Here is a 25,308-nt window from a genome sequence, read left to right as displayed (position 1 = left end):
TGTAAAGTGGATGTGAAAAAATAAAAAGGGGATGAAAGTATGAAAAAATTAATTGCAAGTTCAGCTTTAGTTGTATTATTAGGGGGTGTAACAGGTGTTTCAAATGCTGATCATGTATTAGCTAATCAAACAGCAACTAAAGAAGTTAAGAAAGATAAAGTTACTAAAAAGGATTTAGCAGAACAAAATGTAATGAGTGTTGCATGGTATCAAACGTCAGCTGAAGCAAAAGCATTATATCTACAAGGGTATAATACTGCTCAAGATAAATTAGATGAAAAATTAAAGCACCATAAAGGTAAAAAGAAACCTGCCATCGTATTAGATTTAGATGAAACAGTTCTAGATAATTCACCTTATCAAGCATACGCATCGCTCAAACATAAGACTTTCCCTGAAGGTTGGCATGAATGGATTGCAGCAGGAAAAGCAAAGCCAGTATATGGGGCTAAAGAATTTTTACAATATGCTGATAAAAAAGGGGTAGAAATTTTCTATGTGTCTGATAGAGACCAAAAAGAAGATTTTAAAGGTACTTTGAAAAATATGAAAGACCTTGATATGCCACAATCAGATAAACATCATATACTACTAAAAGGTGAAAATGAAAAAGGTAAAGAAGAAAGAAGAGCCAAAGTACGTAAGAATCACGATTTAGTTATGTTATTTGGGGACAACATACTTGATTTTGATGATCCAAAAGAAAGTACATTAAAATCAAGAACTGAATTTGTTAAGAAACATAAAAAAGACTTTGGAGAAAAATATATTATATTACCAAATCCAATGTACGGTAGTTGGGAAGCAACACTTTATAATGGGAATTATGACCACAGCCCAGAAGACATTAATAAATTAAGAAAAAAAGAACTCACATATTATAATCCAGAAACAAATAAATTAGAAAAAGAAAGTAAGAAATAATAACTATAAAAATTGCCTGTTATAGCCTGATTTGAAAAGGTTATGATAGGTGATTTTTTTATTAAATAAATGAAAACGCTTACTTTTTCTGTTGACTTTCAATAAAAGTTAGTTTAATTTAATAAATAGTAATCGATTACTATAAAGATAGGAGGATGTAATGATAAAAGGTCAGTGTAATCATCATAAAATTTTAGAAACTTTGAGTATAAGTGGACATGGCAATAAAGTTCTAATTGCTGATGGTAATTTTCCAATCATGACAAATTCAAATCATAATGCAGAAAAAGTCTACTTAGGTTTATCTAAAGACTTACCAACTGTTACAGATGTGTTAAAATCAATATTAACAGTAATTAATATCGAAAATGTAGAAGTTATGGATTCGGCTGAAAAAGTTGAGCCTGAAATATTTGATGAATTTAGAGAGATTACAGGTGTTAAGTCATTGGAGAAATACTCTAGACAAGATTTCTATGATATTTGCCAAGATGAAGATATAACACTTGTTATTAACACAGGTGAAACCAGAACTTTTGCTAATATCTTACTAACAGTTGGTGTTACATCTTAAATTAATGATGATTAAGTGGTGATTATAAATGAGTTCAAAAAATAGAATAGGAAGTCCTACTATGAAAGATGTTGCTTTATATACTGGACTTTCAACAGCAACGGTTTCTAGAGTACTAAATGATAATTATCCAGTAAGCGCTGAAACTAGAAAAAAAGTTCTGGATGCGTTTGAGAAGTTAGATTATGAACCAAATTTAGTTGCTAAAAGTTTAAGATCTAGAAAATCAAATCTTGTTGCAATTATTGTAGCTGACATAGAAAACCCATACTACATGAGAATTGCTAAACAAATTGATAAATATTTGTTCAATAAAGGATACAATCTCATTACATGTAGTACAGATGAGTCATTGGAGAAAGAACAAGAAATATTAAAAATGTTGATGAGTAAGAACATTGATGCAATCGCTATTTCTCCCTGTGACAGTGAAAGCACTGATTTGGCTGAACTAATCAAAAGAGAAATTCCAATAACTTTAATAGATAGAAAACTCTATAATTATGGAAATTTACCTTATGTAGGAACAGATAATTATAAGGAAACTTACGATTTGACTAAGCAATTAATTTTAAAGGGTCATAAAGATATTGGGATCATAACAGGGACGTTATCAACAAGTACTGGTTTAGAAAGGTTAGAAGGATTTAAAGCAGCTTTGCAAGATTATAATATTCCATTTAATCATGATTGGCTATATAACGGTGAATTCGTTGAAGAAACAACTTATAAAGTTATGATTGATAAATTAAACAAAATGAACAATATACCAACAGCGATTGTTAGTTGTAATAACGTTATGACTAAAGGTGCATTAAGTGCTATAAAAGAGAATAATTTAAAAGTGCCCAATGATATATCAATTGTTACATATGGCGCATTAGCTAATAATAATTTATTTAAGGTGAAAATCACTTCTCTTGAGCAAGATACTATATCCATGGGAGAGGCAATAGCAACTTCTTTAATTAATCAATTGGAAAAAGTTTATCTTCCTACAGTAGAAGTACAAGAAAGTATTATCATAAAAGGAAACTCAATAAAAGAAATTAAGTAGCAAGAAATATGCCATTTAAATAAGCATTATTTTAAAGCTTAATAAATGGACATATTTTAAGCTTTTATAGTAATCGATTACTATATTTTTTACCTACATAAGTAAACGCTTACAAATAAATAATTCAACCTAATAGTAATCGATTACTATTAAGAAGGAGGAAATATATATGAAATCTATAGAAATGATAAATGAAGTTTTTGTTTCAGAAATCCAAACAATTGATTGTGTAAGAAGAAATATTAACAGTGACTATGAACTGTTTATTAAAGAAATATTGGAGTGTAAAGGAAGAATTATTATTTTAGGAGTTGGAAAATCAGGATTAATAGGTAAAAAAATGGCTGCTACTTTTGCTAGTACAGGCACACCGTCCTTTTTTGTACATTCAACTGAAGCAGTACATGGAGATTTAGGTATGATTTGTAAAGAAGATATCGTATTAGCTATTTCGAATAGTGGAGAGACGAGTGAGGTTATCAGCACATTGAATTCAATAAATGAAATTGGTGCTACTTTAATATCTATAACAAAATCAAAAAGTTCTACTTTAGGTAAATCATCTAAAGTTGTCATTGAAATTCCAATCACATCAGAAGCGGATAAATATAATTTAGCGCCGACAAATAGTTCTACAGCTACGTTAGTCGTTGGAGATGCTATAGCTTTAACAATATCTCAAATAAAAGGATTTACTAAAAAAGATTTTGGTAGATATCACCCAGGTGGGGCATTAGGAAAGTCATTGACTGAAGAAGGTTACATCAATAAGTAAAGGGGACGACTTTTTATGAAAAAAATATTAGTAATAGGAAGTTTTATGACAGATTTAGTATTCAAAACTTCAAAAATGCCTGTCACTGGTGAAACATTAATCGCTGAAAAATATAAAAATATACTGGCGGAAAAGGTGCAAATCAAGCTGTTGCAGCATCAAGACTTGGTGGGAATGTAGAGATGATAGGTAAGCTAGGCAAGGATGAATTTGGGGAAGAACATATTGAAAAATTAAAAGAAGAACATATCGAGTATCAATCTATCATGTTTGATGATGAATCAAGAACTGGAGTTGGAAATGTCACGATAGATAAAGATGGAAATAATAAAATTTTAATTGTTCCTGGTGCAAATTTAAAGATAGTTGAAGAAGAAATCATCAAAAATGAACACATAATTAAAAGTTCTGACATTATAGTCTTGCAGTTAGAAATCCCAATTAATGTTGTTTATAAGTGCATTGAATTAGCATATAAATATGGAAAAACAATTATTTTAAACCCTGCACCAGCTCAAGAAATAGATAAAAATATCGCTCATAAAGTAGATTATATTATTCCGAATGAAACAGAAGCAGAAGTCTTAACAAAATGTAAAGTAGAATCGGCAAATGATGCAAAAATTGCTGCTCAAATATTACTGGATCAAGGTTATAAACATACCATTATAACTTTAGGTAATAAGGGGGCAATATATGCTACCAATGGACAATGGAAATATTTTAATAGTATGAATGTACAAGCTGTAGATACTACTGCGGCAGGAGACTCTTTTATTGGAACTTTAGCATATGGAATTGCTGAAGGTTTTGATATAGAAAAAATAATGTCTATAGCTATTAAAGCATCTGCTTGTACGGTGAAAAAAATGGGTGCTCAACCATCATTACCTAAATGGAAAGACATTATGCAGTTAGAAGAAATTGCTGAATATTAAGGAGTGTTTAATATATGGATAATCAAAAAATAGAAGCGGATAGCAATGGATTTTTGAATAGAACACCTGTATTACAATATGTATTGGTAACTTTATTGTTTCCACTATGGGGTGCTGCAGCTAGTCTAAACGATGTATTAATTGCCCAATTTAAAACTATATTTGATTTAAGTAATTTTGCCTCTGCATTTGTGCAAAGTGCTTTCTATGGCGGATACTTTGTATTTGCTCTACCAGCAGCATTGTTAGTAAGAAAAACAAGTTATAGATTAACTATTGTTGTAGGTTTACTTATGTATATTATTGGTTGTGCTTTATTCTTTCCTGCATCACATATGGCTACATATGGTATGTTTTTAGCCGCATTATTTATTATTGCTATTGGATTAAGTTGTCTTGAAACCTCTGCAAATACTTATAGTGTATTACTGGGCACTAAGGCAACTTCGACAAGAAGGATTAATTTAAGCCAGACTTTCTATCCTATTGGCGCGATGACTGGCGCAATTCTAGGTAAATATTTTATATTTACCGAAGGAGACAGCTTAGAAAAACAAATGTCAACGATGAGTGAACATGATGCAACACAGTTTGGTTTAGAAATGTTGCAAAGAACAATGACACCATATTTAATTTTAATCGCTATATTAGTTATCGTAATGTTACTTTTTATTATAATTAAATTTCCAAAATGTAAACCTGAAAACGGAACAGCGGAAAATGTTAAATTTAGTGAGGCATTAAAGCACTTGTTTAAAATAAAAGGATTTAGAAAAGGTGTTCTCGCTCAATTTATTTATATGGGATTGCAAACTACAGTTTGGTCATTTACTTTAAGACTAGCATTAGACGTAAATCCACATATTAATGAACGATTTGCTACTAATTTTGTTATATTTAGTTTTATCGCATTTTTTATTGGTAGATTTATAGCAACAGCTTTACTTTCAAGATTTAAAGCTGAAAAAATATTACTTGGATATTCTATTATAGGTATAATTGTATTATTATATGCATCATTTGTACCAAATACATCAGCAGTATTTGCAGCAGTATTTGTGAGTGTGTTATTTGGTCCTTGTTGGCCAACTATATATGATAAGACTTTAGAAAAAGTAGTAAATCCAAAATTTGTTGAATTTGGTGGAGCTGTACTTATCATGTCAATTATAGGTGGTGCAGTAATGCCAGCAGTACAAGGATTAGTTGCTGATTTATTTGGATCTATGCAATTGTCATTTATAGTACCAACCTTATGCTTTGGATTTATCGCGTATTATTTCTACAGTGAAAATAAAATAAAAGAATGATGAAATTAAAAGTAATCTCCAAACTAAGTTAGGGACAGAATTCCGAGAAGTGTCCGTAAGAGGCGTCCCTCTAATTACCAGAATTCGGAATAATGGAAGTTAGCGCGTTCTAATTATCACAATTCGGAATAATGGAAGTTAGCGGATTCTAATTACCAGAATTCAGAATAATGGAAGTTACAGCGTTCTAATTACCAGAATTCAAAATAATGGAAGTTACAGTATTTTAATTACAACAATTCAGAATTCTGACTCTAAATTAATATATAATAAGCGTCTTATTCGTTAGTAATCACTAGCGGGTAAGGCGTTTTTATTACGCTTTATTAAAACGCTTACATTTTTTCCGTTTTTAATAAGAATATAAAAATACTAACAATTGTTAAAGTATAAATTTACAATATCAATTAAGGGAGATGTTAAAAATGTTAAAAAGTCGGCCGATGAATATTTTAAATGTTTTTCTTAATAGTAAAGAAAGTGTTTCTGCTAAGGAACTCAGTATTATGTTCAACAAAACAGAAAGAACGATTCGAAATGATTTACGAGATATTAATGAATTTCTGAATACGAATGAATTTTTAGAAATTAATAATCAAAGTGGATCGTTTATTTTAAATTTAACAAATTCGGAAAGGGTTAAGTTAAAAGAGATTGTTTCTGGGAGGGTTGATGAGCAAAGTTATAATCCTGTATATCGTAGGGCATATATCTTGAGTCATGCTTTAATGAATCATTCTCACAAGAAGATTTATGAGTTATGTGAAGACTTACAGATTTCTAAAAGTACGATGGACAAAGATATGAAATTACTTCGCCAAGCGATAGATAAATATAATTTGAAGATTGTATCTAATGTCTCAACTGGTTTATCTATTGATGGAAATGAAATCGATATTCGTACTTTTTTATATGATTATCTCGTAAGAAGAATAACTGAAGATAAAGTGGTTATTGACGATTTGTATGATCAATATAATCCTTTAGTTGCCTACATTGGTTTAAACCAAATAAATAAAATTAAAGACAACTACTCTAAAGTTATTGGAATAGAACAAAATGATATTAAATTATCCGTGATCATTTTAACAGCTATTTGGATTTGTAGAGTTCAGAACGATCATATCTTAGATACTGAAAAAGATGATAAACAGAAAGAACTCAGCATTATCAATATATTTGTAGACGAAGTAATGGATTGGAATTTTCAAGAAGTGAGTTTAGGTGAGTTTAATTATATTTACAATAGGCTGGATGTACTCATAGGTAATAAGAAGCAAGTGTCAGATGATAAACATGACGCATTGTCTCAGCTTGTCAGTCTTAAGTTGATAGAATATGTCGAACATGAATTGTCGATTGACTTTAATGGTTATCAAAGTTATTTATTTGAAGGTTTGAATAAACATATATCCGGCTTAATTAGTCGATTACAACAAGGGATTCAAATCTATAATCCACTAAAAGAAAATATTAAAAATAGTCATTACAAGTTCTTTAAAACCATTAAAAAGTATTCTATGGACCGTTTGAATCGCTATATTGATTTAGATTTTACAGAAGATGAAATAGCCTTTATTACTGTTTACTTTTCAACGGCATATTTTAAATATGTACAGCAAAATAAACATTTCTTTAATGCTGTTATTGTCTGTAGCTTTGGAATTGCAACGAGTAATTTATTAGCTGAAATTTTAAAGTCGCACTTTAACGTAAATATCATAAGAATATTAGCCTCAAACGAAGAAGCTTTTATAGAAAATGATGATGTCGATATTGTTTTTACGACAATTGATGCTGAATTTAATAAACCTACTTGTTACGTTAATGCCATTGTGAATGAAACAGATATAAAGAAAATAGAAGGATTTTTAGAACAACATGCTTATTTATCTAGAAATAATGAAAAGGTAAAAAGAAATGAAGTTTCCTTATTCAAAGATATATCTATTTGGTTAGAGAATAAAGGAATGAAATTAAATGAAACAGATTATAAAGATATTAAACATTTATTCGAAACAAATAATTTTAATTTCAATGATAAAGAGGTGCAGCCTATGTTAAATGAAGTATTGGAAGATCATCACGTACTATTAAACGAAACTTGTACAGATTGGAAAAATGCAATCAAAAAAGTTTCTAAACCACTTTTAGAAGATGGCATTATCACATCACAATATCAAGATGCGATGATTCAATCAGTAGAAGAATATGGTCCGTATATCGTAATAGGTAAGCACATTGCTTTAGCACATGCCAGACCAGAAGAAGGCGCTAATGCACTAGGTGTAAGTATTGCGACACTTAATCCAAATATAGAATTTGGAAATGAAATCAATGATCCAGTGAAAATTATATTTTGCTTATCCGCTACAGATTCATTTTCACATTTAAATATTATGAAAAGCATTGTTTCACTTGTAAGAAATGAAGAAAAAGTTAATCGCTTATTAAGCTTTGATGATAAAAATCAATTTATCGATTATTTATTAAAGGAGGAAATATCATGAGTAAATTAAATATATTATTCGTTTGTGGAGCAGGTTTAGGAAGTAGCTTTGCGTGCCAAATGGCAGCTGAGGATGTGTTGAACAAGTTAGGTGTTGAAGCAGATTTAGATCATGACACAATCTCATCAGCAGTATCTAGAAATGCGGAAATTATCATTACGGGAGAAAACTTTAAATCACAATTTAATAACTTTTCAATTGATGAAAATACAACTTCTATTGTGTATTTAAAAAATATTGTCTCAACTGAAGAAATTGAAGAAAAGCTTTCACCAGTATTAAAAGAAAAAGGGATCATTTAATAAGGAAGTGATGCTATGCAAATTATAAACTTTATTATACAAAATATTTTGACGCAAGCAGCAATAATTGTCGCTTTAATTGCAATGTTAGGTTTGATATTACAAAAGAAAACACCCGGTCAAATTATATCGGGTTCATTTAAAACATTGCTCGGATTCCAAGTATTAACTGCAGGTTCAGCTATTATTGTAGGAAGTTTAACCTATTTCGGGAAAATTTTTTCACAAGGTTTTAATATGGAAGGCATTGTTCCTTCAATTGAAGCAATAAATGGTCAAGCAATGGGTGATTTAGGACTCGGAAGAGAAATTGCTTTTACATTTTTAGCAATTTTTATTTTTAACATTTTGATCGCAAGATTTACACCATGGAAATATATTTTTCTAACTGGTCAAGCATTATTATGGATGGCAACAATGACGACGATTGGTGGATATTTTGCAGGTTTAAGAGGTCTTTCACTCGTTATTATTGGCGGTTTAATTGGTGGTATATTCGCGACAATGATGCCAGCTATTGCACAACCATTTGTAAGAAAAATCGTGGGTGGCGATCATATTGCTTTAGGTCATTTTTGTACGCTTGGCTATGTATTTGAAGCAGGTGTAGGCTACGTATTCGGCAAAAGAGGAGAAAATAGAAAATCAGTAGAAGATTTAAAGTTACCTAAGAACTTTGAATTTTTACAGGACACATATTTATCTTTAATGGTCGTTATGGCACCACTTTTTTTAGTAACTGTATTATTTGCAGGAGAAGACTTCTCATCTAAATTATCAGGTGATACAAACTATATTATGTATGCATTTTTACAATCTATTCAGTTTGTAGTTGGTGTCTATGTACTATTAGCAGGTGTGAGATTACTATTAGGCGAAATTGTTCCAGCATTTAAAGGTATTGCAATGAAATTAGTACCTGATGCAAAGCCCGCTTTAGACTGTCCAGTACTATTTCCTTTCTCACCAAACGCTGTGATTATTGGATTTATTACAACGACTATCGGTACAGTTATTGCGATGTTCTTATTCCCAACTATCGGATTAGCAATGATTATACCTGGTATACTAACAAACTTTTTCGCAGGTGGTACGGCAGGTATATTTGGTAATTTAACAGGTGGTTTAAGAGGAGCCATTATTGGCGGTATCGCACACGGACTGTTTATTACTTTATTACCAGCACTGTTAGTAACCGTCTTAAGTAATATGGGATTTGTTAATGCAACCGCTACAGATGTTGATACAGTTGCAGCAGCATTATTCTACGCATGGATTATTGGACCATTAATGAAAGCATTCTAAAGGAGCGAATATAATGTATATTAATTTGAAAGAAGCAACAGCAAAAGCAGAACGTCTAAATTGTACAATCGGTGCTTTTAATGCACATAATCTAGAAATGTTACCAAGTATGATTGAAGCAGCAAAGGAAGCAGGCAGTCCAATCATTATTCAAACAAGTGTGGATACTGCTAAATATATTGGATATAAGACTTTAGTAACCGTTACTAAAAGTATCGCAAATTCAGAAATGGTAGATGTTGTACTCCACTTAGATCATGCGAAAGACTTTAACGATATAAAAGAAGCGATTGATGCAGGATATTCATCAGTTATGTTTGATGGTTCATCCTTACCATTAAAAGAAAATATTATGAAAACGAAAGCAGTTGTTGATTATGCACATCAACATGGAACATCTGTTGAAGGTGAACTCGGTATTATAGGAGGTACAGAAGAAGGTATTACAATAGATGGTTCTGAAGTAAGATACACAGATCCAGAAGATGCAAAGTATTTTGCAGAATCAACAGGGGTAGATGCTTTAGCAGTAGCAATTGGTACGAATCATGGGCAATTTAAATCTAAAACGAATGTCAATATTCCATTGTTAGCTGAGATTAACGCAATTGTAGACACACCTTTAGTTGTACACGGTGGTACAGGTGTTAAAGAAGAAGACGTTCCAGAACTCATTGATAATGGTATAAGAAAGTTTAATGTAGGTACTGAGTTACTTGTTACTTGGACAGAAACAGCTAAAAAATATTTTGGAGAAACGAAGGTCAATAAGTCTTTAAGACATAATATTATTCCTTGCAATGAAGCGGTGAAAAATATCGTTGCGCATAAAATAAACCTCTTTATGAATAAAGAACGAGTTAAAGTATGAACGAAGAACAAAAGTCTATATTAATATTGGCCGGTCCACCAGGTACAGGAAAGACTTACTTAGCAAATCAAATTATGAGAGCAACTGCTAATTGGCACATTTTGTCTTATGACGATATTAAAGAACGTTACTTTGATCAATATGGATTTAATAATTTGTCTGAGAAAGCAGCACTTGGTGACAAAGCTTGGAAAACATTTTATCTTCAATTAGATGATTTGTTTCAACAATCTAAGAAAGTCATCATTGATTATCCTTTTAGTTATAAACAAGAAGACATGTTAACAAGTATGATAGATCAATATCAATACAAACCTAAGACGTTAATTTTGTACGGAGAGATGCATGAGCTTTATAAGAGGCAGAAAGAAAGAGATCTTGATGACGCCAGGCATGTAGGACATATTGTTACACGCTATAAAGATGGTGATTTTCCGAATGCACCAGATGATTTAGATGATTTCGAACAATTTAAATTTAGGTGTGAAGATCGACAGTATGACCGTTTCCATATCGGTAATTATAAGCGAATAAATGTTACGCACTTTGAAGATGTTAATTTAAATGAAATCTTATTATGGATAAACAATCAATTTAAACATTAAAACGCGTCTGGGATATGTAAATGTCCCAGGCGTTTCAGTTTGTTAAGCGTAATAATGAATACGTAATAGTTTAGTTAGAAGTTAGGTTGATTTTTTCTAAATTTTCGTAAGTGATTTTTTTGCAAGTAAGTAATGTTTCTTTAATCGCATCATAATTGATATTTTTTAAAATGATAGAACGCTCATCTTGAGGATCTCTTACTTTATTGAAGTATTTCAATTCTTCGAGTGATTTTAATGCACCAGTTAATTCTGAAGAAGAAGGTTCAAACATGAGTCTGCGCAATTTACGGACGTAAACTTCCTCTTCATTGATTTCGTTAAGATAGAATAGTGTGATTAAATCCATGCGTTTTAAATATGTTTCATCAAAAATTCTATTAAAGATGTCTTTTTTTAGTAGTTCATAATGAATGATGTTTTCCATGTTATCCTCCTAATGTTTAATTTTTAAAGTTAATGTTTTTTTAAGTCCTTCATATCTTTAAATAAGTAAAATTGAAATGTCTAAAACTTGTTGAATTTTTCAAAGAGTAAATAGTTTACTCCTAAATAATACCAAAAAATTAACTACTTACGCAATATAATAAGTAAAAAATCATATGTAATTTATTAAAATGAAAAGTTTTAAAAATATTTGTATAATACAAATGAATTAATAATTATCTTGTGTGAAATTGAAAAGTTGGATTTTGAAAAGAAAAAAATCTCGAACAATTGTCCGAGATTTTAAAAATTGATTAATAAAGTTTATATATTAAAGATTATCGATTTTTTAATTAACCATTAAAGTTATTTGGATTTGGTCCAATACGCTTTCCTTTATTAAGTTCGTCCAATTTTCGTATATGAGTATCATTTAATGTGAAGTTAAATACATCAAAATTTTCTTCTATACGTGATGGTGTAATAGACTTAGGAATTGTGATAACGCCGTGTTCGATATTCCAACGTATGATAACTTGTGCCGGTGTTTTATTTATTTCTCTGGCAATTTGATTTACAACGTTATCTTTTAATATTTCTGAGTTCATTAGAGGAGACCAAGATTCCATTTTTATGCCATTTCTATCTAAATAATTTCTAAGTTCTAATTGAGTTAAATAGGGGTGAAATTCTACTTGGTTTAATACAGGTTTATATGTTGCTTTATTTGATAATATTTCTAAATGATCTATATTAAAATTACTTACACCGATATTATTAACTAATTTTTGTTGGTATAATTCTTCTAGTCCTATCCATGTGTCTAACATAAGATTTTCATCTATACCTGGCCAGTGCATTAAATATAAATCTAAATAATCTAGACCTAATAACTTTAATGACTTTTCATATGCTCGTTTAACATTTTCCTTACCGTAATCTTCTAGCCATAATTTAGAAGTTATAAATAAATCTTCTCTTGAGATATTTGCTGCTTTAATTCCCTCTGCAATACCTTCTCCAACTTTACTTTCATTTCCATAGATAAATGCAGCATCAATACTTCTATAACCGGAAATAATAGCGTGTTTAACTGCATCTTTTGCTGTGTCATCATTTTCCACTCTAAAAACACCTAATCCAACATTAGGCATAGTATTACCATTATGAAATGTTGTGTAATTCATGCTCAAAACTCCTTTTTAATATTGTATGGAATAGTATAATTGCAATTAAAATAGAATGTAAGTACGCACTATTTAGTTCCATAGGTACAAAAAAGTAATATTCAAACTTAATAGTTGACGGATTAAAATATCATTGTATGATAATAACGAGTATCAAAATTTATAAATTTAAAATAAAAATATATATGGAGATGAATTTCATGATAAGAACAATGATGAACGGGAAGATTCATCGTGCTAGAGTTACGGAAGCTAATTTAAATTACGTAGGTAGTATTACAATAGATGCAGACATATTAGATGCAGTAGATATTTTGCCTAATGAGAAAGTTGCGATTGTTAATAATAACAACGGTGCAAGACTTGAAACATATGTTATTGAAGGTGAAAGAGGAAGCGGTAAAATTTGTCTTAATGGTGCTGCAGCACGACTTGTTCAAGTAGATGATGTGATTATTATTATGAACTATGTTCAAGTAACAGATGAAGAAGCAAGATCTCATGCACCGAAAGTAGCGGTTATGAATGAAAAGAATGAAATTATTGAAATGATTCATGAAAAGGAAAGTCAAATCATTCTATAGAGGTGACCAGATATGAGTATTTTAGCAACGATTTTTGTCGTGATTGTCGCAGTTGAACATTTATACATTATGTATTTAGAAACAATCGCTACGACTTCTAAAAAAACGGCAGAGACATTTAATTTAAAGCAACAAGAGTTAAAGGATAAAAATATTCAAACACTACTTAAAAACCAAGGTATTTATAATGGTTTACTCGCATTATCTTTATTTTATGGTGCCTTTTTATCAAGTAGTCCTAAAGAGTTTGTAGCGGTTCTGTTAATATTCATTATATTAGCTGCTATATATGGTAGCCTTACAAGTTCAAAGTCTATTATTTTAAAACAAGGTGGACCAGCAATTCTTGCATTAATTCTACTATTAATATAGAACTAAGAAATCCCAAATGTGAACGTTTTGTTAACAGCTTTTCTACAATTTTTGAAAAGTGTAGACAAAGTATACACATTTGGGATTTTATCTCTTTTTAGGGAATATTACAGATGTTAGTATAAGCGTTATGTTGTATACACTGTATGCATAAACTATATAGTAGATTTAAGGGAGGAAATATTTTTGGCGAAATTTTTATACAAATTGGGTTCTTCTATTGCTAAACATAGGTGGTTAACAATATTTATATGGGTCATCTTATTAGCTGGAATCGTGACGCCATTAACGATTAATAAACCCACATTTGACAACGATATTACAATGAGTGGTATTAAATCAATCGATACGAATGAAAAGATTGAGAAAGAATTTAATCAAGATAGTGAAAAGGCAAATATAAGAGTTGTCTTTAAAAGCGAAGATAAAAAAGGCATAACGGATCAAAAGGTTATGCGAGATATTCAAAAAGCTTTAAAAGATGTAAAAGATAAAGATGATGATATTAAAGAAGTGACAGATCCTTATAAGAATAAACAAATTAATAAAGATCAAACAACTGCTTTTGCAGATATCAATTATAAAGTATCTCAAACTTCTATTAAATCGGATTCTGTTGATAAAGTTAAAGATGCTGTTAAATCTTTAGAAGATGATGACGATATTCAAACTGAATTAACAGGTAATGCTTTAACTGCGAATACTGAAATCGGTGGCGCTTCTGAAGCTATTGGTATCGTAATTGCTTTCGTTGTGTTACTTGTGACTTTCGGATCATTTATTGCTGCAGGCATGCCAATACTAAGTGCGGTTATCGGACTTGGTTCTAGTATTGGTACAATCGCTTTACTTACGTATTCATTTGATATTCCAAACGTTACGCTATCATTAGCAGTTATGATTGGACTAGCGTTAGGTATTGATTATGCTTTATTCATTTTATTTAGATATAGACAAATTATTAAGACTGAGAAAAATCATATTAAAGCAATTGGATTAGCATTAGGTACAGCCGGAAGTGCCGTTATCTTTGCAGGGGTTACGGTTGTCATAGCTGTCTGTGGTTTAGCATTAGTTGGTATTGATTTCTTAGCTACAATGGGATTTGCATCAGCACTAAGTGTTATCTTTGCTGTACTCAGTGCGATTACATTACTACCAGCATTAATTAGTGTCTTCCATAAACAAATTCATCCGAAAAAACGTAAAATACATTCAAATGAAAGTTTGGATACACCATGGTCAAAATTTGTAGTAGGTAAACCGTGGATTGCTTTAATCATTGGATTTGTCATTTTAATTGCAGCAGCACTACCGGTGACACATATGCGTTTAGGTATACCAGATAATGGTATGAAACCAAATGATTCTACAGAGAAGAAAGCATATGATATTATTTCTGGCGATTTTGGAGAAGGTTTTAATGGTCCGATCGTCATGCTTGTAGATACTTCTGATAAAAAAGATAATCCAAAAGCATTACAAAATGATTTACAAGATTTGATGAAAGATGTAGACGATATTAAAAATGTTGAAACTGTCACACCACCTCAATTGAACAAAGATCAAGACTATGCACTTGTGACAGTTCTTCCTGAAAAAGGTCCAAATGCAGAATCAACATATGATTTAGTTCATGATTTAAGAGATTATAATAAAGATGCTAAAGACAAATATGATTTAGATACAGAAATATCAGGTCAAAGTGTTATTAATATAGATATGTCTGAAAAACTTAACGATGCGATACCGTTATTTGCAGGTGTTATTATATTATTAGCCTTCATATTATTAATGGTTGTATTTAGATCAATTATTATTCCTTTAAAGGCAGTACTGGGATTTGTATTATCATTAGCAGCGACTTTAGGATTCACAACACTTATCATGCAAGATGGCTTTATGAGTAGCCTGTTTGGGGTAGATACAACAGGTCCACTATTAGCATTCTTACCAGTTATCACAATAGGTTTGTTATTTGGTTTAGCCATGGATTACGAAGTATTTCTCATGTCACGTGTACATGAAGAATATGTACGTACAATGAATAATACGAAGTCCATTAAAGTTGGTCTTAAAGAAAGTGGACCGGTTATTGTCGCAGCAGCACTCATTATGTTCAGTGTATTCATCAGCTTCGTATTCCAAGATGATGTGATGATTAAATCGATGGGTATAGCATTGGCGTTCGGTGTATTATTTGATGCATTTATCGTAAGAATGACAATTATTCCAGCATTGACAAAACTATTTGGTAGAGCATCATGGTATATACCAAATTGGCTAAATTCAATTTTACCTAAAATCGATATAGAAGGACATGCATTAAGTGAGAATAATCAAGTTGTTGAAGAAGCAGGTACAGACGATACAAATGCGACAACAATAGAAGTAAGTTCAAAAACAAAAGCGTTATACGATAAGATAGATGCTTCAAATAAAGATGAAGTATTATATGAAGCATTGCGTCATCATAGTCGTAAGCAAGACCATAATACTCAAGAAGATATTAAAACAAACACAGACGACCAAGAAATCATAGAAATATTGAATCAACAAACTAAAAATATCGAACAAGTAAACCAATTAGTAGAACGTTTGATAAATAAGAAATAATAGAATAAGGGAAAGCGCCGGAACTGCAGAAGTTCCGGCGTTTTTTGGTGGGAAGAAATTTTATAAAGGTGTGAGTTAAAGAAGTAATAAGCTCACAAGATTAGAAAAGATATGAGTTAAAGGTGGAATAAACATATTATTTACCTACCATCACCCCACATTATGTAACTTAATTTCACAAAATTTCACAAAAACTTTTTATCATTGAAATATTGTTTCAAAAATGAGATAATGTAAACGATTCCAATGGGGGTGTGTCGATATGTTAGGGTTTTCTGTATATTTAGGTGAGTCGTTTGATGAATTATATATTGAAACGATGTTAAATCATGGTTTCAAATATGTGTTTACTTCTCTTCAAATTCCTGAAGAGGATTCGGAATTGTATTTTGAAAAGTTAAAGGCATTAAAGCTACTTATTGGTGATAAAGCTGAGATTATAGCTGATGCGAGTCCTCATGCTTTTCAAAATCTTGGTCTTTCTTATAAGCAACCTGAAGTATTAAAAGATTTAGGTATTGATTATATAAGGTTAGATATTTCTCTAGCGATTCCAGATATTATTTCTTTATTAAGTGAAGTCAAAATTGTCTGTAATGCGAGCACGGATGCTATCAGTTTATTGGATGAACTTAAAGAACAAGGTATTGATATGTCTCGTATTATGGTTGCGCATAATTATTATCCTCGTCCTGAAACTGGACTGGATAAAGCTTACTTTATAAAGCAAAACACAAAATTAAAGACATCATTCCCGGATATTTCAATTATGGCTTTTGTAACAGGTACGGTATTTAGAGGTCCGGTATATGAAGGCTTACCTACATTAGAAGATCATAGATATTGCCACCCATTAATTGCTACTCATGAATTAGCGGCATTAGGAGTAGATGATATATGTATAGGGGATATAGGTATCGATACAACAACGATTAATCAATTCAACAACTTCTTTCATAAAGGAATCGTGTCACTTCATGTGCAATCTGAAACAAAGCATTTAGAAAGTTATATTGGGAGAATTTTTCATAATAGAAAAGACAAAGCAAGAGATGTGATTAGAGCGGAAGAAGGACGGCAAATGTTTCAATCTGAAATATTACCTGAAAACACGGTTGCAAGAACAAGGGGTGCGATCACTTTAGATAATAACAAGTATGGTCGCTATATGAATGAATTACAAATCGTCAATAAAGATTTAAAGCGTCATGAAGCTGTTAATGTTATTGGACATGTATACCAACAAGATATACCATGCATAGATTTAATTGATGCAGGTACAGCTTTTCAGTTTGTGAAGGGGGAAGAATAAATGGATATCAGTCGTTTAACGACAGAATCAAGAAATGAGCACTCGTCTAAGTTAGACACATTAACACCTGAGCAATTTGTTGATGTTATGAACAACGAAGATCAAAAAGTAGCTCAGTTTATTAAAGAAGAAAATCATGCAATTGCTCAATTAATTACACAAGTTATTAACGGATTAAACAATGGTGGAAGATTAATTTATATGGGCGCAGGTACAAGTGGTCGATTAGGTGTATTAGACGCAGCTGAATGTGTACCAACATTTGGTGTAACACCTGATGTTGTCGTAGGACTTATTGCGGGTGGTCCAAGTGCGATGACTGTAGCTGTTGAGGGTGCAGAAGATGATGAAAGTCTAGGAGAACAAGATTTAAGAGATTTAAATATTAATGAACATGATACGGTTATCGGGATAGCTGCGAGTGGTAGAACACCGTATGTAATAGGTGGTTTAAGGTACGCACAAAGTATAAATGTACCTACTGGCTGTGTGACATGCAATAAAGCATCCGAAGTTGGTAAACATGCAGATTATCCGGTCCAAGTAGATGTTGGTCCTGAAGTATTGACAGGTTCAACGAGATTGAAGGCTGGTACTGCTCAAAAATTAATTCTTAATATGATATCAACAGGGGCTATGGTTGGTATAGGAAAAGTATACGAGAATTTAATGATTGATGTTAAAGCAACTAATAAAAAATTAAAGCAAAGAGCCGTAAACATGATTCAAGAAGTATTACAAACAACGGATGAAGATAGTGTGAAATTATTCAAACAAAGTGATGAGCAAGTGAAAGTAGCAATTGTAATGGGGATGCATGGGATTTCTAAAGAGGAAGCATTAGAAAGACTTAAACAAGCTAAGGGGTTTGTGAGAAACACGTAAATTAAGGGGTGTGTAGACTATGTCAAAAGAAAGAGAGATTGCACAAAATATTCTTAAAGAAGTCGGCGGAAGAGATAATTTAGACAAAGTGATACATTGTATGACACGTGTCAGAATGAATATCGTCGATTACAGTAAAGTCGATGTCGAAGGTTTAAAGAATATCAAGGGCGTAATGGGTGTAGTAGAAGATGATATGCTTCAAGTTGTGATTGGACCTGGTACTGTTAATAAAGTAGCTAATGAAATGAGTTCAATTATAGGGGTTCCTTTAGGTGAAGATATAAAGCATAAAGCATCTAATAAAGAACAAGTTGAAAAAGAAGCGGATTTATTTAAGCAAAGTATTAATAAGAAGAATCAAACACCATTTAAAAAAGTATTAAGATCTATTGCTAATATATTTGTACCGTTAATTCCAGCTTTTGTTGGTGCAGGTTTAATTGGTGGTATTGCTGCAGTACTATCTAATATGTTAACAGCAGGTACAATAGATGGTGCGACATGGGAACAGTTCGTATTAGTATTTAATATCATTAAAGATGGTATTTTTGCATATCTCGTGATTTATGTAGGAATTAATGCTGCAAAAGAATTTGGTGCAACACCAGGTTTAGGTGGTGTTATTGGTGGTACAACCATGCTGACAGGTATGGATCCCGAAAGCCCACTTAAAAATATTTTTAATGGAGAACCATTAGCTGCCGGTCAAGGTGGTGTCATTGGTGTTATCATTGCGGTTTGGATTTTATCTTTAATTGAAAAAAGATTACACAAAGTCGTTCCGAGTGCGGTAGATATCATTGTCACACCAACGATTACACTATTTATTATGGGACTAGGAACAATTTTCTTAATCATGCCGATCGCAGGCTTTATTTCAAACGGATTATTAGGCGTAATAGATTGGGTTCTAAATATAGGTGGTGCATTTAGTGGATTTGTACTAGGTGCAACGTTCTTACCACTTGTCATGTTTGGCTTACACCAAGTATTAACACCAATTCATATCGAAATGATTAATCAATCTGGTGCAACTTACCTCTTACCAATTCTAGCTATGGCTGGTGCAGGTCAAGTAGGTGCAGCATTTGCATTATGGTTTAAATGTAGAAAAAATAAAAAGATTATCAACTTACTTAAAGGTGCATTACCAGTTGGTATTTTGGGCATTGGAGAACCGTTGATTTACGGTGTAACACTTCCTTTAGGTAGACCATTTATTACAGCATGTATAGGTGGCGGTGTGGGCGGTGCAGTTATCGGTGGTATTGGTCATATCGGTGCAACAGCAATCGGACCTAGTGGCGTTTCACTTATTCCACTTATTTCTGATAATATGTATTTAGGATATATCGCAGGATTGCTTGCAGCATATCTTGGAGGATTCATTGCCACATATTTATTTGGAACAAATAAAGAAATGACGGCACCACAAGAATTAGAAGAGGATTAAATCATATGGAACATCAACATTTACTCATATTTATAAAAGAACAAATGCCACGTTTAACGAAACATGAAAAACGTATTGCAGAATATTTTATTGAACATCCTGAAAAAACAATTAACTTGAGCGCTAAAGAACTTGGCAAATTAACGAATACGAGTGCAGCTTCTGTTATTAGATGTACACATAAACTTGAATTTAAAGGGTTCACAGACTTGAAGTTAGCAATTTCTAGATATTTACCGCAACATGAACAAAGTATTTATCAAGAAATTAAACAAGATGAAACAGTCGACTCAATTAGTAAGAAGCTTATTACAAGAGCTTCTCATACACTTGAAATGACCGAAAAGAATATTTCGAGTAAACATATTGAGCAGGTTGTCGATCAATTATACGATACAGATACGATTATCGTATTTGGTGTCGGTGCTTCAAGTTTGGTTGCTCAAGATTTGTATCAGAAGTTCACAAGAATAGGTAAGCAAGTGATTCATTCTTTAGATACACACTTTTTAGCGACAGCCATTGCTTCACATAGTGATAGTTGTGTGCTGATTGGTATATCTAATTCAGGAGAGAATCATGAGACGTTATCTTTAGCAAAAGTAGCTCGCAAATATGGTGTAAAAATAGTTGGTTTATCACAGTCAGATCAATCTAGCTTAGCAAAAGCTTCTGATATATATTTAATTCATGACGCAAGTTCTGAAAAAAGTTTGAGGTTAGCAGCGACAAGTTCTCTTATATCTCAACTTATGACTATAGATATTCTTTTCTATAGTTACTTATCAAGAAATTACGATGAACATGTCGTAACAATGAGTAAAACAAGAGATGCAGTAGAATTGTATCTAGAATAGGATTATCAAAGGGAGCGAGACAGAAATCTAATTTGAAAAAAAGATTTCGTAGTCTCGCCCCGGCAAGGATGACTAGAGTTGAAAAAAGCTTGATACAAGTGCATTTTCAACTCAGTCATCTACTGCCAAGATACTAAAAGAGACTGAGACATTCCATTATGTCCCAGTCTCTTTGAATTAAGTATTATATTGAAAAAACAATAAAAAAATAGTACAATTTAACTAATAATCTTATTGCCAAAAAATGTAATGTAATGATATTAATAATGTAAAAAGTTTATATATCCTAAAGAAAAAGAAATGGCATAAGACAAATTATATAAATATTCTTCAACTCTATGAAACAATAGTAGCAGTCATCTAAGCGCTTATCATCACATTTCATATAATAAGAATTAAAGAAAGTTAGCGTGAAATCATGAAACAAGTGGAAATTATAAGAATATTAGATGATACGTCATTTATTATTAATGCAGGAACAGATAAAGGTATTAAACCTGGTTATTATATTGATGTATTGAAAAGAGATAAGTCATATAATTATATTGCAAAAGTAGAAGAAGTATATCCTGAGTTATCTTTATGTACAAGGTATGGAGAACAAAGGTTATTTTATGGGGATGTTGTCAGAATTAGATATCCAGATGAGTTTAATATAAAAACAAAAGTTATTAAATCTAAAACAAATAGACGCAAAAAGAGAGGATGAGATCGCCGAATCTCATCCTCTTTCCCGTTTAATATGTCATAAAAATTAAAAAACAAGTAACGTTGTAGATTTACAATAATACTCTATCATATAATGTATAGATTTTCCAGAAATAAGTATGGAATCTTTGTATAATTTAAATATTCATTACAGGATCATTTAAATTGTGCACACAATTATGTTCAATATGGAAATGTGGTATAAATAAATGTATAATAAAGAAAAAAATAGAATGGACTGAGAACACGTGGCAAACCAATATGAGCGTTCTACAAAGAAAAAGAAGTCAACAGCATTCAAAATAGTAACGACAATCATTATTATTTTATTACTCGTATTTTTATTAGTGATCGCATTTTTTGTATATAAATTCTTTGCATTAGGTAATTCAATACATAATCCATTAGACAGAGATAAATCAGAATTAAGAAAGAAAGCAGTAGATACGAATGGCGATCCGATATCTATCGCATTATTCGGTATTGATTCAGATTCAACAAGAGCAGCAGAAGGTGGCGGAGAAAGATCAGATTCAATCTTACTATTATCCATCAACCCTGATAAGAAAAAGACTGTAATGGTAAGTGTACCTAGAGATACAAGAGCTCAAATCGTAGGCAGAGATTCTGTCGAGAAAATTAACCATGCATATGCATATGGTGGACCAAAAATGGCAATTAATTCTTTAGAGAAATTAATGAATGTACCGATTGACCACTATGCGACAATTAATATGGATGGTGTTAAAGAATTAGTAGACCAAGCAGGTGGCGTAACCGTTAAAAGTAATGCAACATTTACAGTTAAAGGCAATTCATATGTTAAAGACCAAAAGTATAAACTTGATGGAGACGAAGCTTTAGCATTTATTAGAAGTAGAAAAGAAGATGGCGCTGGTGGAGACTTTGGTAGACAAGAAAGACAACAACTTGTTATCCAAGCATTAGCAAAAGAATTAGTAAGTATCGGTTCATTACCGAAAATCAACCAAATCTTTGATACATTAGGCGATAATGTTCAAACTGATTTAAAAATTTCACAAATTAATAGCTTAAGATCTAAATATAGTGACGCATTAGATAATGTTGATAGAAATCAATTAGAAGGTCAAGATGCCATTCTAGATGATGGATTGTATTATTTTGTACCTAGCGATTCAAGCAAGAAAGAAGTCGTAGATAATTATCGTACTAACTTAGAATTAGATTAAATATAAAAAATCTTGGACATCCATTCGATGCCCAAGATTTTTTTGAATATTTATTTCGTTTGTTTTAATATGTGTTTCTCTATCCTCTATTTTGTACGATTAATAGTTGTACAGCGTTCGTCTTTAAGAAATAAGTTTCGTCAATTTTATTTGTATTATAATCTGCCATTTCTATATCTGGTGAACAATATCTATCTAATAATACTGTATTTAAGAAGTCCAAATTACCATGAGTATGATCTAACTTTCTAATAGCTTTAAAGATATTTCCATTGTCTTGATCGAAAGTAATTTTAGTGACTCTGAAATTATCGAATGGAATGTCTCGATAAGATAGTATAATCCCGATATTATTTTGATAGTTGATATCATGTGGGTGGTACAGCTCATAGTTAAATAATAAATAGAATATTTTATTATGAATTTCAAATTTAATATAGTTTGGACCTTCATAAAATTCATGACCGTTAAAATGACTCAGTATAGATAATAAATAATTCGTTGGACTTTTACAGTGATATTTTAAATATAAGGATAAAGGCTGTTCAATGGATGAATATTTAGTAGAGGCTTCTTCCATTAACCAAAATCCTATACCAGATATGTAATTCGTAATACTCATTAAATGCTTTAACATAATGGACGCATTAAAATAAAAGCTTTTACTAGTATACGTATCACCGTTTAATATATTCCATTCCATTGGGATAACATGTTTATTTTTTGATTTTAAATAAGCCATATTTTGAATGAGTTGTTTCGTATGTTGTTTTGTAATGTCTGCGATATCATAATTGTTGATTTCATCTAAGTTATACAAGTCGTTAAAGTTATAACTTAATGCAAAGGCATCAATGTCTTCATATTGCGAGAAATCGATCTCTAATTCTTCATATATATGCATAAATGGATTTGGCGCATTTAATCCAATATGTATATCAGGTAATTTCATCTTTGTTTCTCTAATTTGCTTTTTAATATGATGAATATCATTATAATCTACATCGAAGAAGATTTCTCCGTTCTTATTATAGAAATAGTTATAAATGGCATCTATTAATTCATGCCAGTTGTTTTTAAAGCTGTCGTCGTCATAATCAATATCATATATTTTTATGGCAGGTATAATTCTCGTATCTGAAAACATACTTAAACAAAATGCTAAATTTTGTTTATAATGATTTTGATGTTCTTCACTAAAGAAAGTCTTCATAGAACAGTGAATGACAATAATAGGCGTATCCGTCATTTTCTCTACATTTTCTAAAATTTCTCCAAGAAAAGGTGTATAAAAATCATAAACATCACCGATATGTAAATATGTCTTATGATTTGCTGAGAGTGTCTTAAACGGTACATCACTAAATGCCATTCTTTTATATTCATGAACAAACGATTTATTATGCATCAATTTTTGTAATTTCGAAATCAATGAAGCTTTTTCCTCTTTAGAAATTACTTCATTTTCTTTATCTTTTTTATGACGTCTATATTGAAGACGGTATTGATTAGGCGTTACATGAAACTGTTCTTTAAATTGTCTATTAAAGTTATGATAACTAGAAAAACCATGACTGTTTGCGATTTGTTCTGTTTTAAACTGCGTGAACAGTAATGCGTACGTCGCTTGAAAAAGTCTTGTTTCTTTTAAATATTGTATGAATGTAGTACCCATTTGTTTAGAAAATTCTCTTGATAGATGTTCAGGAGAAATGTAAAAATGACTCGCAACACTATTAAGTGATAATCTTTCGTGATAATTTTGATCAATATATTGTTTTACTTTATAAATAAGGCTGCTGAGTTCTATTTCAATATGACCATAATTTTTAGTATTCACTTGAAAACGTTCAAACATAATTTTATAAATCTCAACAACATAATTACTGCATCTAATTTTAACGTTTGTTAAGTTTGCAAGAATTGCTCTAATAAATAAGTCTTTAATCTCATGTTTATATCTATCTAATTCATTAGTCTTCGTCGTGCGTGGAATCCTAAAGACAAATGCTTCTTCACCACTTAAATTTTCCATCATGGCATAACTGATATGAAGTATAGCGACCAATCCATTATTAATAATCGGTAAATAATTATCGTTATCTTGAAGATAAAATAGGTCACCGACATTAAATTCATAAGTCGTATGATTTAATGTAACTTCTGTGTGACCTTCTAAAACAAAACATAAAGCACCATATCCGAGTAATTTTGGGTTAATGATACTTTCTTTATGTAGTGAAATCTTATAGTTGTACAAATAATCACCTCTCAATAAAGACAAATTATGGAATAAAACATCAAAATCTGTCAATATATTTCTTTATTTAACAATATGATATCAAAAATCGTATGTAAATGTTACCTAATTTAATAAAATGGAGAAGATACTTCATAATAAATCAAATATGTTAATCGATTTAATCAAAATATGAATTTAAAACGCGTTAAAATAATAATTAATGAAATTTGTGTATTGTGAACTATTAAAAATCGGGAAAAATTAAATTGGGAGGGCTTTAC

At 31.1% G+C, this 25,308-nt stretch carries 23 protein-coding genes and 1 pseudogene; 21 read left to right on the top strand and 3 right to left on the bottom strand.

Going from position 1 to position 25,308, the window contains the following annotated elements:
- Positions 1 to 39: 39 nt before the first annotated feature.
- From LQ694_RS12670 to LQ694_RS12615, 12 genes and pseudogenes are all read left to right on the top strand, one after another.
- On the top strand, positions 40 to 924 hold the full coding sequence (locus tag LQ694_RS12670; RefSeq protein ID WP_231493149.1) for a 5'-nucleotidase, lipoprotein e(P4) family: 885 nt from the start codon (positions 40 to 42) through the stop codon (positions 922 to 924).
- A gap of 160 nt (positions 925 to 1,084) precedes the next feature.
- Positions 1,085 to 1,498 (top strand): RbsD/FucU family protein, encoded by a 414-nt coding sequence (locus LQ694_RS12665; protein WP_058611372.1) that lies wholly within the window; start codon positions 1,085 to 1,087, stop codon positions 1,496 to 1,498.
- Between the two features lie 61 nt (positions 1,499 to 1,559).
- Positions 1,560 to 2,555, top strand: a complete 996-nt coding sequence (locus LQ694_RS12660) for a LacI family DNA-binding transcriptional regulator (RefSeq protein ID WP_058611371.1) — start codon at positions 1,560 to 1,562, stop codon at positions 2,553 to 2,555.
- Between the two features lie 169 nt (positions 2,556 to 2,724).
- A complete protein-coding gene (locus LQ694_RS12655) occupies positions 2,725 to 3,330 on the top strand; it encodes a KpsF/GutQ family sugar-phosphate isomerase (RefSeq protein WP_058611370.1) in 606 nt (201 codons plus the stop codon).
- A 15-nt stretch (positions 3,331 to 3,345) separates the two neighbouring features.
- A complete protein-coding gene (locus LQ694_RS12650) occupies positions 3,346 to 3,510 on the top strand; it encodes a hypothetical protein (RefSeq protein WP_239772080.1) in 165 nt (54 codons plus the stop codon).
- A pseudogene (locus LQ694_RS12645) lies at positions 3,510 to 4,268 on the top strand (ribokinase); the annotation flags it as partial. The gene LQ694_RS12650 and the pseudogene LQ694_RS12645, both read left to right, overlap by 1 nt.
- A 14-nt stretch (positions 4,269 to 4,282) precedes the next feature.
- A complete protein-coding gene (gene fucP, locus LQ694_RS12640; RefSeq protein ID WP_058611368.1) occupies positions 4,283 to 5,578 on the top strand; it encodes an L-fucose:H+ symporter permease in 1,296 nt (431 codons plus the stop codon).
- Between the two features lie 425 nt (positions 5,579 to 6,003).
- Positions 6,004 to 8,088: a BglG family transcription antiterminator gene (locus LQ694_RS12635; protein WP_058611367.1), complete on the top strand. Its 2,085-nt coding sequence runs from the start codon at positions 6,004 to 6,006 to the stop codon at positions 8,086 to 8,088.
- On the top strand, positions 8,085 to 8,390 hold the full coding sequence (locus tag LQ694_RS12630; protein ID WP_048540009.1) for a PTS sugar transporter subunit IIB: 306 nt from the start codon (positions 8,085 to 8,087) through the stop codon (positions 8,388 to 8,390). The genes LQ694_RS12635 and LQ694_RS12630 overlap by 4 nt, the downstream gene beginning before the upstream one ends.
- Before the next feature lie 15 nt (positions 8,391 to 8,405).
- On the top strand, positions 8,406 to 9,695 hold the full coding sequence (locus tag LQ694_RS12625; protein ID WP_048540010.1) for a PTS sugar transporter subunit IIC: 1,290 nt from the start codon (positions 8,406 to 8,408) through the stop codon (positions 9,693 to 9,695).
- Between the two features lie 13 nt (positions 9,696 to 9,708).
- Entirely contained in the window at positions 9,709 to 10,566 is an 858-nt protein-coding gene (locus LQ694_RS12620; RefSeq protein ID WP_049320568.1) for a class II fructose-bisphosphate aldolase, read from the top strand.
- Positions 10,563 to 11,171 (top strand): P-loop nucleotide/nucleoside kinase family protein, encoded by a 609-nt coding sequence (locus tag LQ694_RS12615; protein ID WP_058611365.1) that lies wholly within the window; start codon positions 10,563 to 10,565, stop codon positions 11,169 to 11,171. The genes LQ694_RS12620 and LQ694_RS12615 overlap by 4 nt, the downstream gene beginning before the upstream one ends.
- 70 nt (positions 11,172 to 11,241) lie before the next feature.
- Here LQ694_RS12615 and LQ694_RS12610 read toward each other — a convergent pair whose 3' ends face one another.
- Both LQ694_RS12610 and LQ694_RS12605 read right to left on the bottom strand, forming a co-directional pair.
- Complete coding sequence (locus tag LQ694_RS12610) at positions 11,242 to 11,598, bottom strand: transcriptional regulator, SarA/Rot family (RefSeq protein ID WP_058611364.1); 357 nt, start codon at positions 11,596 to 11,598, stop codon at positions 11,242 to 11,244.
- A 352-nt stretch (positions 11,599 to 11,950) separates the two neighbouring features.
- Positions 11,951 to 12,784 (bottom strand): aldo/keto reductase, encoded by an 834-nt coding sequence (locus LQ694_RS12605; protein ID WP_049320954.1) that lies wholly within the window; start codon positions 12,782 to 12,784, stop codon positions 11,951 to 11,953.
- A 200-nt stretch (positions 12,785 to 12,984) separates the two neighbouring features.
- On the opposite strand from LQ694_RS12605, the gene panD reads away from it, so the two are divergent.
- From panD to LQ694_RS12560, 9 genes are all read left to right on the top strand, one after another.
- The gene (gene panD, locus LQ694_RS12600; protein WP_025905023.1) at positions 12,985 to 13,368 is read left to right on the top strand and encodes an aspartate 1-decarboxylase; all 384 of its coding nucleotides are present in this window, start codon (positions 12,985 to 12,987) and stop codon (positions 13,366 to 13,368) included.
- Positions 13,369 to 13,380: 12 nt separating this feature from the next.
- Complete coding sequence (locus LQ694_RS12595) at positions 13,381 to 13,740, top strand: DUF1304 domain-containing protein (protein ID WP_096791730.1); 360 nt, start codon at positions 13,381 to 13,383, stop codon at positions 13,738 to 13,740.
- Between the two features lie 186 nt (positions 13,741 to 13,926).
- Positions 13,927 to 16,356, top strand: a complete 2,430-nt coding sequence (locus tag LQ694_RS12590) for an MMPL family transporter (RefSeq protein WP_196968609.1) — start codon at positions 13,927 to 13,929, stop codon at positions 16,354 to 16,356.
- 262 nt (positions 16,357 to 16,618) lie between these two features.
- Positions 16,619 to 17,668, top strand: coding sequence for a MupG family TIM beta-alpha barrel fold protein (locus LQ694_RS12585; protein WP_058611361.1), 1,050 nt, complete (start codon positions 16,619 to 16,621; stop codon positions 17,666 to 17,668).
- On the top strand, positions 17,669 to 18,553 hold the full coding sequence (gene murQ, locus LQ694_RS12580) for an N-acetylmuramic acid 6-phosphate etherase (RefSeq protein ID WP_058611360.1): 885 nt from the start codon (positions 17,669 to 17,671) through the stop codon (positions 18,551 to 18,553). It abuts the gene before it with no gap.
- Between the two features lie 19 nt (positions 18,554 to 18,572).
- Positions 18,573 to 20,009, top strand: coding sequence for a PTS transporter subunit EIIC (locus tag LQ694_RS12575; RefSeq protein ID WP_058611359.1), 1,437 nt, complete (start codon positions 18,573 to 18,575; stop codon positions 20,007 to 20,009).
- Between the two features lie 5 nt (positions 20,010 to 20,014).
- Positions 20,015 to 20,866 carry a MurR/RpiR family transcriptional regulator gene (locus LQ694_RS12570; protein WP_049320947.1) on the top strand — a complete coding sequence of 284 codons (852 nt, stop codon included), beginning with the start codon at positions 20,015 to 20,017 and terminating at the stop codon, positions 20,864 to 20,866.
- A 418-nt stretch (positions 20,867 to 21,284) separates the two neighbouring features.
- Positions 21,285 to 21,575, top strand: a complete 291-nt coding sequence (locus LQ694_RS12565; protein ID WP_048540031.1) for a hypothetical protein — start codon at positions 21,285 to 21,287, stop codon at positions 21,573 to 21,575.
- A 247-nt stretch (positions 21,576 to 21,822) separates the two neighbouring features.
- Positions 21,823 to 22,785: an LCP family protein gene (locus LQ694_RS12560; RefSeq protein ID WP_049320945.1), complete on the top strand. Its 963-nt coding sequence runs from the start codon at positions 21,823 to 21,825 to the stop codon at positions 22,783 to 22,785.
- A 79-nt stretch (positions 22,786 to 22,864) separates the two neighbouring features.
- On the opposite strand, the gene LQ694_RS12555 is transcribed toward LQ694_RS12560, so the two are convergent.
- A complete protein-coding gene (locus tag LQ694_RS12555) occupies positions 22,865 to 25,045 on the bottom strand; it encodes a helix-turn-helix domain-containing protein (RefSeq protein ID WP_065381641.1) in 2,181 nt (726 codons plus the stop codon).
- Between the last annotated feature and the right edge of the window lie 263 nt (positions 25,046 to 25,308).

The organism is Mammaliicoccus sp. P-M58, from assembly GCF_022386165.1.
Lineage (GTDB): Bacteria > Bacillota > Bacilli > Staphylococcales > Staphylococcaceae > Mammaliicoccus > Mammaliicoccus sciuri.
The sequence above is the reverse complement of the archived record's forward strand: the minus strand, read 5'-3'. Positions and strand labels throughout refer to the sequence as shown.

Coding starts and splice junctions, on each gene's coding strand:
- LQ694_RS12670 (WP_231493149.1), top strand. CDS start 40: ATGAAAAAATTAATTGCAAGTTCAGCTTTAGTTGTATTATTAGGGGGT.
- LQ694_RS12665 (WP_058611372.1), top strand. CDS start 1,085: ATGATAAAAGGTCAGTGTAATCATCATAAAATTTTAGAAACTTTGAGT.
- LQ694_RS12660 (WP_058611371.1), top strand. CDS start 1,560: ATGAAAGATGTTGCTTTATATACTGGACTTTCAACAGCAACGGTTTCT.
- LQ694_RS12655 (WP_058611370.1), top strand. CDS start 2,725: ATGAAATCTATAGAAATGATAAATGAAGTTTTTGTTTCAGAAATCCAA.
- LQ694_RS12650 (WP_239772080.1), top strand. CDS start 3,346: ATGAAAAAAATATTAGTAATAGGAAGTTTTATGACAGATTTAGTATTC.
- fucP (WP_058611368.1), top strand. CDS start 4,283: ATGGATAATCAAAAAATAGAAGCGGATAGCAATGGATTTTTGAATAGA.
- LQ694_RS12635 (WP_058611367.1), top strand. CDS start 6,004: ATGTTAAAAAGTCGGCCGATGAATATTTTAAATGTTTTTCTTAATAGT.
- LQ694_RS12630 (WP_048540009.1), top strand. CDS start 8,085: ATGAGTAAATTAAATATATTATTCGTTTGTGGAGCAGGTTTAGGAAGT.
- LQ694_RS12625 (WP_048540010.1), top strand. CDS start 8,406: ATGCAAATTATAAACTTTATTATACAAAATATTTTGACGCAAGCAGCA.
- LQ694_RS12620 (WP_049320568.1), top strand. CDS start 9,709: ATGTATATTAATTTGAAAGAAGCAACAGCAAAAGCAGAACGTCTAAAT.
- LQ694_RS12615 (WP_058611365.1), top strand. CDS start 10,563: ATGAACGAAGAACAAAAGTCTATATTAATATTGGCCGGTCCACCAGGT.
- LQ694_RS12610 (WP_058611364.1), bottom strand. CDS start 11,598: ATGGAAAACATCATTCATTATGAACTACTAAAAAAAGACATCTTTAAT.
- LQ694_RS12605 (WP_049320954.1), bottom strand. CDS start 12,784: ATGAATTACACAACATTTCATAATGGTAATACTATGCCTAATGTTGGA.
- panD (WP_025905023.1), top strand. CDS start 12,985: ATGATAAGAACAATGATGAACGGGAAGATTCATCGTGCTAGAGTTACG.
- LQ694_RS12595 (WP_096791730.1), top strand. CDS start 13,381: ATGAGTATTTTAGCAACGATTTTTGTCGTGATTGTCGCAGTTGAACAT.
- LQ694_RS12585 (WP_058611361.1), top strand. CDS start 16,619: ATGTTAGGGTTTTCTGTATATTTAGGTGAGTCGTTTGATGAATTATAT.
- murQ (WP_058611360.1), top strand. CDS start 17,669: ATGGATATCAGTCGTTTAACGACAGAATCAAGAAATGAGCACTCGTCT.
- LQ694_RS12575 (WP_058611359.1), top strand. CDS start 18,573: ATGTCAAAAGAAAGAGAGATTGCACAAAATATTCTTAAAGAAGTCGGC.
- LQ694_RS12570 (WP_049320947.1), top strand. CDS start 20,015: ATGGAACATCAACATTTACTCATATTTATAAAAGAACAAATGCCACGT.
- LQ694_RS12565 (WP_048540031.1), top strand. CDS start 21,285: ATGAAACAAGTGGAAATTATAAGAATATTAGATGATACGTCATTTATT.